10 protein-coding genes are annotated in these 12878 nt (G+C 38.5%); 8 read left to right on the top strand and 2 right to left on the bottom strand.

Annotated elements, in window-relative coordinates:
* The first annotated feature begins 212 nt into the window (after positions 1-212).
* From QUF86_RS01095 to QUF86_RS01080, 4 genes are all read left to right on the top strand, one after another.
* Positions 213-1061 (top strand): ABC transporter ATP-binding protein, encoded by an 849-nt coding sequence (locus QUF86_RS01095; RefSeq protein WP_289317787.1) that lies wholly within the window; start codon positions 213-215, stop codon positions 1059-1061.
* Complete coding sequence (locus tag QUF86_RS01090; RefSeq protein WP_289333364.1) at positions 1012-1932, top strand: iron-hydroxamate ABC transporter substrate-binding protein; 921 nt, start codon at positions 1012-1014, stop codon at positions 1930-1932. The genes QUF86_RS01095 and QUF86_RS01090 overlap by 50 nt, the downstream gene beginning before the upstream one ends.
* A 67-nt stretch (positions 1933-1999) precedes the next feature.
* Positions 2000-3010 (top strand): FecCD family ABC transporter permease, encoded by a 1011-nt coding sequence (locus QUF86_RS01085; protein WP_289333363.1) that lies wholly within the window; start codon positions 2000-2002, stop codon positions 3008-3010.
* Positions 3011-3066: 56 nt separating this feature from the next.
* On the top strand, positions 3067-4014 hold the full coding sequence (locus tag QUF86_RS01080) for a FecCD family ABC transporter permease (protein WP_353957690.1): 948 nt from the start codon (positions 3067-3069) through the stop codon (positions 4012-4014).
* Positions 4015-4098: 84 nt separating this feature from the next.
* Here the strand turns inward: QUF86_RS01080 and QUF86_RS01075 are convergent, their stop codons facing one another.
* Both QUF86_RS01075 and QUF86_RS01070 read right to left on the bottom strand, forming a co-directional pair.
* Positions 4099-5046 carry a response regulator gene (locus QUF86_RS01075; protein ID WP_289317783.1) on the bottom strand — a complete coding sequence of 316 codons (948 nt, stop codon included), beginning with the start codon at positions 5044-5046 and terminating at the stop codon, positions 4099-4101.
* 4 nt (positions 5047-5050) lie between these two features.
* The gene (locus QUF86_RS01070) at positions 5051-6313 is read right to left on the bottom strand and encodes a sensor histidine kinase (protein ID WP_289336177.1); all 1263 of its coding nucleotides are present in this window, start codon (positions 6311-6313) and stop codon (positions 5051-5053) included.
* 384 nt (positions 6314-6697) lie between these two features.
* On the opposite strand from QUF86_RS01070, the gene QUF86_RS01065 reads away from it, so the two are divergent.
* The 4 genes from QUF86_RS01065 (at position 6698) to QUF86_RS01050 (ending at position 12696) form a co-directional block, all read left to right on the top strand.
* Positions 6698-7687, top strand: coding sequence for a glutaminase (locus QUF86_RS01065; RefSeq protein ID WP_289336176.1), 990 nt, complete (start codon positions 6698-6700; stop codon positions 7685-7687).
* Positions 7688-7858: 171 nt separating this feature from the next.
* The gene (locus QUF86_RS01060; protein ID WP_289333362.1) at positions 7859-9493 is read left to right on the top strand and encodes a glutamate/serine transporter AimA; all 1635 of its coding nucleotides are present in this window, start codon (positions 7859-7861) and stop codon (positions 9491-9493) included.
* A gap of 540 nt (positions 9494-10033) precedes the next feature.
* Positions 10034-11929 carry a PrkA family serine protein kinase gene (locus QUF86_RS01055; RefSeq protein ID WP_289317781.1) on the top strand — a complete coding sequence of 632 codons (1896 nt, stop codon included), beginning with the start codon at positions 10034-10036 and terminating at the stop codon, positions 11927-11929.
* Positions 11930-12144: 215 nt separating this feature from the next.
* The gene (locus QUF86_RS01050; protein ID WP_289333361.1) at positions 12145-12696 is read left to right on the top strand and encodes a GNAT family N-acetyltransferase; all 552 of its coding nucleotides are present in this window, start codon (positions 12145-12147) and stop codon (positions 12694-12696) included.
* Positions 12697-12878 lie beyond the last annotated feature (182 nt).

Below are 12878 nucleotides of genomic sequence, written 5' to 3'. Positions count from 1 at the left end.
TCCCAGAAATATTTCCGGGATCTTTATTGTTTTCATTTGTCGCTAAGAAACGGTTCAGCTCAATAATCCTATCAGAATTACTCCTTATATACCCATGAAATAACTATTGACAATATATTTAGATAGAATTATAGTAATTAAGTAATGGATAATGATAATCATTTTCATTTGATTTTTTACTTATCTTTTTTACAATAAATGGAGGTTAAAAAATGGTTCGCCTATATACAGAGAATTTAAATATTGGTTATGGTGAACGTTTGATTGTAAAAGATCTCAGTGTGGAAATTCCAGATAAAAAAATCACAACGATCATCGGTTCAAATGGATGTGGGAAATCCACACTTTTGAAAGCGATCACCCGGATCATTCCAAATCAATCAGGTATGGTTGTTTTAGATGGGATGAATATCTCAAAAGAGAGCACTAAGATCCTTGCAAGAAAAATGGCCATACTTCCGCAGACACCCGAGAGTGCAAGCGGATTGACAGTTGGCGAGCTCGTATCATATGGGCGCTTTCCCTATCAAAAAGGTTTTGGGCGTCTAACCCAAAAAGACTATGATGTGATTGATTGGGCACTTGAAGTGACCGGCACGAAAGACTTTAAGTTCCGTCCGGTGGATGCTCTCTCAGGAGGTCAGCGCCAGCGTGTTTGGATTGCCATGGCCCTTGCCCAGGAAACGGAAATCATCTTCCTTGATGAGCCGACCACCTATTTGGATATGGCGCATCAGCTAGAGGTTTTAGAACTCTTACAGAGGCTGAATGTAGAACAGGAACGTACGATTGTCATGGTTCTTCATGATTTAAACCAAGCTGCTCGCTTTGCCGACTATATCATTGCCTTAAAAGACGGGGAAATAGTCAAAGCGGGAGATTGTGAAGAAGTCATCACACATGAAGTGCTTAAGGAAGTATTCCATATTGATGCGGTTATCGGACGAGATCAACGAACGAACAAACCAATGTGCAGCACATACAATTTATTAAAAGGAGATTTGACAACAAATGAAAAAGATAATGATCCCGTTTATACTGCTGTTAGTGTTAATTATTAGTGCTTGTGGTAACGAGTCAACCGAAAAAGAAAAAGGCTCCACTTCCAAAAAGGAAAAATCAGGTACCATCACTTATCAATCTGAAAATGGTCCTGTTGAAGTTCCGGCAGATCCTAAGCGTGTTTTAGTACTATCTACTTTCGCTGGTAATGTAATGGCTTTGGATGTTAACCTTGTAGGGGTTGATTCCTGGTCTAAAATGAACCCGAATTTTAAAGAGTTAAAAGACGTCGAGGAAGTAACAGACGAAAACCTGGAAAAAATCATCGAATTGAATCCGGATTTAATCATTGGTTTATCAACGATTAAAAATGTTGATAAATTAAAGGAAATTGCTCCAACCGTAACATATACATACGGAAAAGTGGACTATTTAACACAACACATAGAAATTGGTAAGCTTTTGAATAAAGAAAAAGAAGCCCAAACTTGGGTGGATGATTTCAAAAAACGTGCAAAAGCGACCGGTGAAGACATTAAAGCTAAAATCGGTGAAGATACTACCGTTTCGGTATTCGAAAAGTTTGACAAACAGTTCTATGTATTTGGCGATAATTGGGGTCGTGGAACGGAAATCCTTTATCAGGAAATGAAATTGGCAATGCCTGAAAAAGTAAAAGAAGCGGCGTTGAAAGATGGTTACTTCGCTTTATCTTTAGAAGTTCTGGCAGACTATGCTGGTGATTATGTGATTTTGAGTAATAATAAAGATGAGGACAATTCATTCCAACAAACAGATACGTATAAAAACATTCCTGCTGTTAAAAACAATCAACTCTTTGAAGCTAATGCGAAAGAATTCTACTTCAATGATCCAATAACATTAGAATACCAATTAGACTTCTTTTCAAAAAGTTTTCTTGGAAAATAATACAGCGAGGGAGAGGGATTCCAATTCCTCTCCTTTTATTCTATAAAAAAAGAGATGAGAGAGACAGATGACTAATGAAAATCAACGTTTCATCCCATTTATATGTAAACTGATGATAGGGATTGCTGTATTCATAGGCATGTTCATTATTTCCATGGCATTTGGTGCGGCTGATGTTACCGTAAGAGATGTCTGGCAAGCACTGACATCAAATGCTACCGGTGAAAAGATTTCAATCATTCGGGAAATCCGGTTCCCTCGTGAAGTGGGGGCAATCTTTGTTGGTGCAGCACTTGCCGTTTCTGGTGCCATCATGCAGGGGATGACTAGGAATCCACTTGCCGATCCGGGGTTGCTTGGATTGACGGCAGGAGCCAATGCGGGTCTGGCCATTACTTTGGCATTTATTCCAACAGCTAATAACTTAGGGATCATGACTGCGTGTTTTATAGGTTCCGCTGTGGGGGCAACCATGGTTTTTGGGATAGGTGCGATGAAAAAGGGAGGATTTTCTCCTTTACGGATCGTATTGGCTGGTGCAGCAGTCTCTGCATTCCTATTTGCCGTTTCGGAAGGTGTCGGCATTTATTTCAAAGTATCAAAAGATGTTTCGATGTGGACTGCAGGCGGGAATATCGGAACATCATGGGATCAGCTTCGTGTAATCGTCCCGTTCATTTTAATAGGCATCCTGATCTCCTTTCTCTTTTCCAGACAGCTCACCATACTTAGCTTAAGTGAAGAGGTGGCGGTAGGATTAGGTCAAAAGACAACACAAATAAAGGCGGTACTCTTCGTAGTCATCATTCTCCTGGCTGGTGCTGCCGTTGCGCTTGTTGGGAATATGGTATTCATCGGGTTAATGGTTCCCCATATGGTTCGGGCTATCGTGGGTACGGATTATCGATTCATCCTGCCTATGTCCGCGATTTTAGGGGCCACTTTCATGTTGCTTGCCGATACGATCGGACGTACTATCAATTCTCCATATGAAACGCCTGTGGTAGCGGTTGTTGCGATGATAGGTTTACCTTTCTTCCTCCTAATCGTTCGTAAAGGAGGTAAAGCATTTTCATGATCCAGTCAGCATTAGTCAAAAAACAGCGATGGATATTAGGTGCATTATCCGCACTCATTATCATTACGATCATTATTGGGACGTGTTCGGGATATTCGAACCTTTCTTTTGGGCGACTGATTCCAACGCTTTTCGGGCAAGGGACGTTTAAAGAGGAATTCATATTATTTTCCGTCCGATTACCAAGAATCATCATTACCCTTTTAGCAGGTATGGCCCTTGCACTGTCGGGAGCTATTCTACAGGGAATCACACGCAATGATTTAGCAGATCCCGGAATCATCGGAATCAACTCAGGAGCTGGTGTAGCCATTGCCGCTTTCTTTCTGTTTTTCCCGATTGACGCAGGTTCATTTGTTTATATGATTCCACTTGTCGCTTTTATCGGCGCGTTACTGACGGCCTGTTTAATATATATACTCTCATTTAAGAGAAGGGTGGGTCTTGAACCCGTTCGGTTAGTGCTGATTGGGGTTGGTTTTTCAATGGCGCTTTCAGGCCTGATGATTGTCCTCATTTCATCGGCGGAACGGGCAAAAGTCGATTTCATCGCAAAATGGTTGGCGGGGAATATTTGGGGCACGGATTGGCCCTTCATTTGGGCAGTTCTGCCATGGCTAATCGTCCTTATCCCATTCACTTTATATAAAGCAAATCGTTTGAATCTGCTTGGTTTAAGTGAACCGGTCGCAATTGGAGTGGGTGTATCGATTGAAAAGGAACGGATTGTATTGCTAATAACTGCTGTCGCACTGGCCGCAGCTGCTGTTTCCGTTACAGGCGGAATTGCATTCATTGGACTCATGGCTCCGCATATAGCAAAATCATTGGTAGGACCTCGAAATCAATTATTCATTCCAGTTGCCATTTTAATCGGTGGATGGCTATTGTTGCTTGCCGATACGATAGGCCGTAATATAATTGAACCCGAAGGGATTCCTGCAGGTATCATGGTTGCATTGATCGGTGCTCCTTATTTCATGTATTTATTGCTGAAAAAATAAGAACGTAGCTAAAATCCCTTGAAATTTTTCAGGGGATTTTATGCTTTTTGAGTACTTCCGTAGTTTTTTGTTATTATTCATGGGTTATCTATATCTAATTATTTCATCTGGATTCAAGCGTTTCGCTTCGAAAAAAAATACTTGAATAAACTTTTTTGTATTTACTCGGGTAGGAGTAAGAACTATTGTAGAATCATTTTGCAGTTCTTTCATCTTTTGGCGAACGACTGTGAAATCAAAAAATTTAGAAGCGTAATTTTCAAACTTTGGATTTGAAAAATCCGTTAAACCGAGCGAAGCAAAATGATTCAGCGATTGGTTGATGGTTCTGCGTATTCGCTGTTCGGCAGCTTTTATTTCACGATTAATATCAGCCTGCACAGCTGATGTTCCGAGCTTTTTCTTTGTGATTTCCACAAAGATATCTTTAAGGGTCGGGAAATGCTGTTTAAAAGTAAAAGTCCGTTCATACATAAATAAATATTGAAGCATTTCCATTAAATCTTTTGCCCCATTTTCTCCAACGATTCCTAATTCCGATAAAAGAAATTCGCCCACTTCTTTTATACTGTTCTCATTGAAATTATTTGATTTAGCAACTTTTGGCTGTTCAAAACTCAATACACTATTTAAAGAGGCTTGGATGTTAGTGATCGATCTTTCCAAATGGATACGTTCCATAACTTTTCGAATGACCGTTAATATTTCAATACGATTGATTGGTTTATTAATATAATAATCAATTCCGAGCGAGTATGCTTCACCAATTAGCTCCTTGGATTCAACCTGTGAAATCATTATTACTTTTCCGTTAAATGTATTTTTTATATGACGGAGTGTCTCAATGCCATCTCGAATTGGCATTAATAAATCAATGAATAATATATCAATTTGTTTTAAATTCAAAATATGTCCTTCTAATAAACTTCCATCTTCCGCTTCCTCCACCACTTCTCCTAAATCTTCGTTCTCAATGATTTGGCTTAAGTTTGAACGTATAGCACAATCGTCATCTGTTATAAAAAAACGCATGAAATCATCCTCTCTGAATCAACTTATGAATTGGTAACTTTATTGAAAAAAGGGCCCCGTTAACCTTATTTTCAAATAGGATATCCCCCCCCAGTTCTTTCACGACTTCATTAACATATGAGAGTCCAATCCCTGTTGAAGGTGTTCCGTATTGATCATATTTTGAAGTGAATCCAGGTTTAAATATAACGGTCTGATATTTTTGAGGGATACCAGGTCCATTATCAGCCACTTTAAATTCTACATTGTCGCAAATTTCACACAAACTTAAACGAATGATTCCCTTTTCTTTAATTGCTTCCACTGCATTAGCGACTAAATTATTGAAAAGAGATAATACGGTATATACATGATAATGTGAATGGTTATTTCCATCTAATGAGTATTCAAATTGAATATCCTTTCCAAGTGATAAGGCATATTTTTCATTAATTCGGATAATTAAATGAAAGAGTTCAGCAGCATTCATATAATCTTTAAAACTTTCATTGGAGATCAATTTAGATAGACCAGCAAAAATTCGTTGATTATCCTTCTTAACTTCATGCATTTCACCCGCGATACGCAAAGCCTTTTGACTATATTGCTGTGCAGGAACATCAGGTTGCTTTTCCCTTTTTTCCAGTTCTTTTAAATCACGATACAAATCATACGATTTCTTTGTAATATTCTCTGCATTTTTTAATGTTTTTTTTAAATGAATCGTTTCCTCATATAAATTTGAAATGAGCATCAGCATATGTTCATTTTGTTTTCTGATTTGCTTTTCTCTTGATTGTGCTTCATAAAGTTTCATCATATTAAAAAAGCTTAAAACGATAAAACTGTGTCCGAATGCGATCACGATCATCTCATTTAGTGAACCTAAGGTAATCGTTGTTTCTAATACAATATATTGAAAGAATAATTCTACAGAGTCGGACAATATTTCGATAATGAGACCAATAAATCCAATAACTAAAGATCGGTTTTGAAAGCGGTGTATTTTCACTAAAGAAAAAAGAAAGGAATAGGTGAAATAAAAGAAAAAACTAGGATATTGGACTTGGAAAGAAGAAGTCCAGGAAAAATTATCCTGCATGAAAAAGTCTATTAAGATTCGAAATACCACAACCATTGTTCCTGTCAAGATGCCTGAAAAAATGGCAGGTGTTTTCTGTAATAATAGTAAAAAGAAGAAAAGTGCAGGCGGACCAAAACTTATTCGAAACGTTTCATTTAAAGGATAAAAACTCAATTCGCCTGCTAATGGTACTGTTAACAACATCAGAATAAGGATATTGACCTCTTTTTTCATTAACGTACTGAGATTCAAGTCGTCACCTCCCAATTTGTTTAAAAAATCAGTATACAGTTTCATCGGCTTCAATACAACGCTTACTTTGTTCCTGATTAAACGGCTTAGTACCAATTATGGCAAAACCAATCTGTTTTTCTATCAACAAATAATGGTAACAATTGATGTGAATTAATCACGTTTTTTTTGTGGATTTTTATTTTTTAGAATTTGTAGGTTTTCGTATGTTTATGTAGTTCCCATTTTAAAATTAAAGGTAGTTAGAAATATTTTGAAAGCGCTTAACGATTTACATTGTGTTTTCATCAAATCCAATAAAGTAAGCACAAACAACTAATGAGGTGGAAGAATGTGATTGAAGAATTGTCAAAAGAGTATGACATTCACGTTAATAGCCAAAAGCAAGCCTGCTTAGATGAATGGGTGGCACACTACAGATCCTATGCAACAGAAGGACAAACCGCCAATTATATACCGGCATTGAGCAATATACGCTTATCGCAATTAGGTATCTGCATACTAGAGCCAGGTGGAACAATGATGAAGTCAGGGGATTGTGAAGTCCCTTTCACGTTGCAAAGTATTTCAAAAGTTCTCAGCTTTATAGCCGCATGCTTGGGTTGCGGCATTTCTTATGTTTTAGAGAGGGTCGATGTGGAACCAACTGGGGATGCTTTCAATTCAATTATTCGTTTAGAAATGCATAAGCCGGGAAAACCGTTTAATCCTATGATAAATGCTGGAGCGATTACTATAGCGTCGCTTCTTCCAGGGGATTCTTCACAAAAAAAATTGGAATTTCTCTATGCATTATTTGAAAATTTGTTAGGGAAGCGCCCGACAATCAATGAGGAAGTGTATCAATCTGAGTGGCAAACCTCTCATAGAAATAGAGCTTTAGCTCACTATTTAAAAGAGGCGAATTATTTAGAATCGGATGTTGAGGAAGCTTTGGAAGTTTACCTGAAGCAATGTTCCATAGAAGTGACCACGGAAGACATAGCCCTGTTTGGATTGATTCTTGCACAAGATGGATACCATCCTATTCGTAAAGAACAAGTTCTCCCTAAAAAAGTGGCAAAACTAGCCAAAGCATTAATGCTTACTTGTGGAATGTACAATGCCTCGGGGAAATTTGCGGCTTTTGTTGGGGTGCCAGCCAAAAGTGGAGTATCTGGTGGGATTATGGCGTTAGTTCCTCCAAATGCCAGAAGCGGACTGCCTTTTCAAGATGGATGCGGTATTGGTATTTATGGACCGGCCATAGATGAATATGGGAATAGCGTAACAGGTAGTTTGTTATTGAAACAAATGGCACAAGAATGGGATCTAAGTATTTTCTGAAAGTAAAGAAAATTTTGTTCTTATAAAAAATCAATATAGGGTACCATCCTAAAGATTTCCCTATCAATTCACTAAACTATAACAAGAGGTGATGTAATGCAGTAAGAGAAATCATTAATCTTGTTACTTTTAAACGTAAAGAATAATTTTGGAAAGCATGGTGATAAACATATGAATAATTTGCAGCGAAAGATGGGAACGTTTTCGTTAACGATGGTGGGACTCGGCTCTATTATAGGCTCAGGTTGGTTATTCGGAGCCTGGAGAGCTGCACAAATTGCAGGACCAGCAGCCATTATCTCTTGGATTATTGGGATGGTCGTTATTTTATTTATCGCACTTTCTTACAGTGAATTAGGGGCAATGTTTCCTGAAGCTGGGGGAATGGTAAAGTATACGCAGTACTCTCATGGTTCGTTTTTAGGGTTTCTTGCAGGTTGGGCAAACTGGATTGCAATCGTTTCCGTAATTCCGGTTGAAGCGATTGCTTCTGTTCAATATATGAGCTCATGGCCATGGGAATGGGCACAGTGGACACATGGTTTAGTGGAAAATGGAAGTCTTACTGGGGGAGGCTTGGCAATTGCCTCTGCATTATTGATCGTCTACTTTTTATTAAATTACTGGACAGTTAGTTTGTTTTCGAAAGCTAATTCATTTATTACAGTCTTTAAGGTTATTATACCTGGACTTACGATTGGATCACTTTTATTTGCCGGTTTTCACGCATCCAATTTTACGTCTGCAGGAAGTATAGCACCTAATGGTTGGGCAAGTGTACTAACTGCCGTAGCAACTTCTGGTATTATCTTTGCATTTAACGGTTTTCAAAGTCCGATTAATATGGCAGGTGAGGCAAAGAATCCTGGACGTTCGATCCCAATTGCAGTAATTGGTTCCATATTAATTGCAACGGTCATCTACGTTTTATTACAGGTTGCGTTTATTGGAGCCGTTGATCCGTCTATGATTGTGAACGGATGGCAACATTTGAATTTCAATTCACCGTTTGCTGACTTAGCTATTGTTTTAGGCATAAACTGGTTAGTTATTTTACTATATGTGGATGCTTTTATTTCTCCTTCCGGGACGGGAATAACATACACGGCGACAACGTCACGAATGCTTTATGGAATGGAAAAGAATAAATATTTACCAAGCGTGTTTGGAAAACTACATCCTCTTTATGGTATCCCACGTCAAGCCATGTTTTTAAATCTAGGCGTATCGTTCTTATTTTTATTCATGTTTAGAGGCTGGGGTGTACTGGCAGAGGTTATTTCGGTTGCGACTTTAGTCTCTTATATTACAGGTCCAGTTACTGTTATGACATTAAGACGCACAGGTCAGAACTTGTATAGACCATTACGTTTAAAAGGATTAAGTATTATTGCACCACTTGGCTTCGTTTTTGCTTCTTTAGTTCTATATTGGGCAAGATGGCCACTAACAGGACAAGTATTATTTATCATTATGATTGGTCTTCCCGTTTATTTCTATTATCAATCAAAAATAAAATGGAAGGGATTCCGTCAAAACTTTTCAGCAGGGCTTTGGATGGTTGTTTATTTACTCTGTATGATGACCATTTCATACTTAGGCAGTGAAAAATTTGGCGGACTGAACGTAATTCCATTTGGTTGGGATATGGTCATCATTACATGTTTATCACTAGTGTTTTATAGTTGGGCAATAAAGAGTGGATTCCAAACAGAATATTTGGAACAAGGGCAAAAGGTAAACGACGACTTGAGATCAATGGAGAACGACATCACATCTCAAACGGAAAAAAAGAACGCTGTATAAAATATGAAGGCACTGCCATTGATTTCAGGCTTCGATATGCAGAAATCAATGGCAGTTTTTATTTTTGATCATTTTAAAAAGATATTTAATAATGAAAGTGCTTTTTTCTATTTATATGGACTGGACGCAAAAGGGGACGGCAAATTTTAATTTGCTGTCCCCTTTTTGGAATTTAAGAAAGGCTTTTATATTCTTTATTTCACACCTGGTTTATCGTCATACCCAGCAGTGAAGATAGCGGCTAAAAATGTAATAGCGACTGCAACGATAATAACTGTGCCCATGTTGTGACCTCCCTTTACCCATATTGTCCCACTTAAGTATAGGCTTAGTATACCCTAATTTTTAGCAGGAGTGCACACAATTTTTCTTGTCAGCCGTTTTGTCATCAATTGTTCAAAGAATAAGCCTTTTTAGATACAAAAAGAGTGAAGGGGGATTCGAAACAATGCCCGGCGACTTTTTAAAGTCTGACATGTTTGTCAGACTTGGTGCATAGATTTAAGTATTCTCTGAAAGTGACAGGGGGAGGTTCCTTAAATGGATATTTTAAAGAAAATCGAAAAATTTAGAGAAGATGAACAGAAGCTTAAGTGGGAAGGCACCTTCGCAGAGTACTTAGACATCTTGAAAGAAACACCATTGGTTGCACAATCTGCTCATTCACGTGTATACAACATGATCAGAGATGCGGGGATAGAGGAATTAAATGGATCAAAGAAATACAATTTTTTCAGCGGCCAGTTGTTTGGCCTTGAAGATTCACTGGAAAGACTCATCGAGGAATATTTTCATCCGGCGGCAAAGCGGTTGGATGTACGTAAACGGATCTTGCTTTTGATGGGTCCGGTCTCAGGAGGGAAGTCTACGCTCGTTTCTTTACTGAAGCGTGGACTTGAAAATTATTCGTTAAAAGATACTGGTGCCATTTATGCAATAAAGGGATGCCCGATGCACGAAGATCCACTGCATCTCATCCCACAGTACTTACGGCAGGATTTTTATGAGGAATATGGCATTCGAATTGAAGGTAATCTTTCACCGCTGAATGTTATGAGGTTAGAACAGGAGTATGGAAGCAGAATTGAAGATGTTTTGGTCGAGCGTATTTTCCTTTCGGAGGATAAACGTGTTGGTATTGGAACATTCAGTCCTTCTGACCCTAAGTCACAGGATATTGCTGATTTGACGGGCAGCATCGATTTTTCGACGATTGCCGAATATGGATCCGAATCGGATCCGCGTGCCTACCGTTTTGATGGCGAGCTGAACAAGGCGAACCGCGGGATGATGGAGTTCCAGGAGATGCTGAAATGTGATGAGAAGTTCTTATGGCATTTGCTTTCACTGACTCAGGAAGGAAATTTTAAAGCGGGACGGTTTGCATTGATCAGTGCCGATGAACTTATCGTGGCACATACGAATGAAACGGAATATAAAGCTTTCATTTCCAACAAGAAAAATGAAGCACTGCATTCCCGGATCATTGTCATGCCGATTCCATACAATCTGAAGGTTACAGAGGAAGAAAAGATTTATGAAAAAATGATTCAAGAAAGTGATGTTTCCGATGTTCATATAGCCCCGCATACATTAAGGGTGGCTGCAATCTTCAGCATCATGACCCGCCTGAAGGATCCCAAAAAGGGTGATATCGATTTAGTGAAAAAGATGAGGCTTTATGATGGGGAAAACGTGGAAGGCTTTAATTCCGCTGACATCAATGAATTGAAAAAAGAATATCAGGACGAAGGCATGAGCGGAATCGATCCACGTTACGTGATTAACCGAATTTCCTCAACGATCATTCGTAAGGAAAATCCGTCCATTAATGCATTGGATGTACTTATGTCATTAAAAGCAGGTCTTGACCAACATCCGTCCATTACGAACGAACTTCGGGAGCGGTATCTGAATTTCATTTCACTGGCACGTAAAGAATATGATGCCATTGCAAAAAATGAAGTACAAAAGGCGTTTGTCTATTCATATGAAGAGTCGGCTAAAATCCTCATGGATAATTATCTGGACAATGTCGAAGCATACTGCAATAAATCAAGACTGCGCGATCCTTTGACTGGGGAAGAAATTAACCCGGATGAAAAATTGATGCGCTCGATTGAAGAGCAAATTGGAATTTCCGAGAATGCAAAAAAAGCATTCCGCGAAGAAATATTGATTCGAATTTCTGCATATGCGCGTAAAGGTAAGCGATTCGATTATAATTCACATGATCGTTTACGGGAAGCGATCCAGAAAAAACTATTTGCCGATTTGAAGGATGTAGTTAAGATCACCACTTCAACTAAGACACCAGACGAAAGGCAACTGAAGAAAGTGAACGAAGTCATCACGAGACTTATCGATGAGCACGGATATAATTCCACTTCAGCCAATGATTTGCTGCGCTACGTGGGCAGCTTGTTAAATCGGTAATCCATACTTTTTTGCCCCTGCCCCCTATTGGGCAGGGGTTTACCTACTTTTTCGGAAAGTTACTTATATCCAACAAATGAAACAAACGCAACGATTCCATTATGAAAAATGATAATGCAACAAGATTTTCTGGAATATGTGTAGAATAGTTATCTATAATCAAAGAAAAACAAGTTGCCTTAGTTAAGAAAAGGGCAGGATTTGGAGTCGATCGAATGGATTATGTTCGTGAAAAATTAATGATTACGACAGAAAGGCTCGTCCTTAGATTATTTCAAACACCCGATGCGGCAGCGGTTGCGACCCTTTGCAATAACTATAATATTTACAAAAATACATTGTACCTACCTTATCCATATAGTTTAAATGATGCGTTATCCTGGATGGGGAACCATTACGATAATTTTATGGCTGATAAAAATTACGAGTTCGCGGTAACAGACAAGGAAACTGGCGAATTATTTGGAGCAATTGCGTTATCGAACAATAAAATTTTTAACCACGGAGAAATAGCCTATTGGATTGGTGAGCCATTTTGGGGAAATGGCTATGCGACAGAGGCAGCACAATCAATTTTGCAATTTGCGTTTGAAGAAAAGAAACTGCACAAAGTGTTTGCACGATATTTTTTATCGAACCTTGCTTCAGGAAAAGTTATGGAGAAGATTGGTATGAAAAAAGAGGGAATGTTAAAGGAACATGTCATAAAAGACAGTAAATATGAGGATTTAGTATATTACGGAATTATTAATGAAAATGATCAATAATTAACAAACGAAGTTAAGAAAAGGGGGTGAATATTACGTATTCGCCATTCGGAAAAATTTGTATTCGATTTTCATTTCGAAAGCCTTATTAATTGAAGAAAATCAACAATCAAGTTAAACAGGGCCTAAGACAAAAAAATGCCGGGCACTTCTCAATGGAGGGGAGCCCGGAGTTTTTGTTT

Origin of the sequence: Peribacillus sp. NJ11, from assembly GCF_030348405.1 — a bacterium.
Classification (GTDB): Bacteria; Bacillota; Bacilli; order Bacillales; family DSM-1321; genus Peribacillus.
Note: the sequence above shows the minus strand (reverse complement) of the source record. Positions and strands in the feature narration are given on the sequence as shown.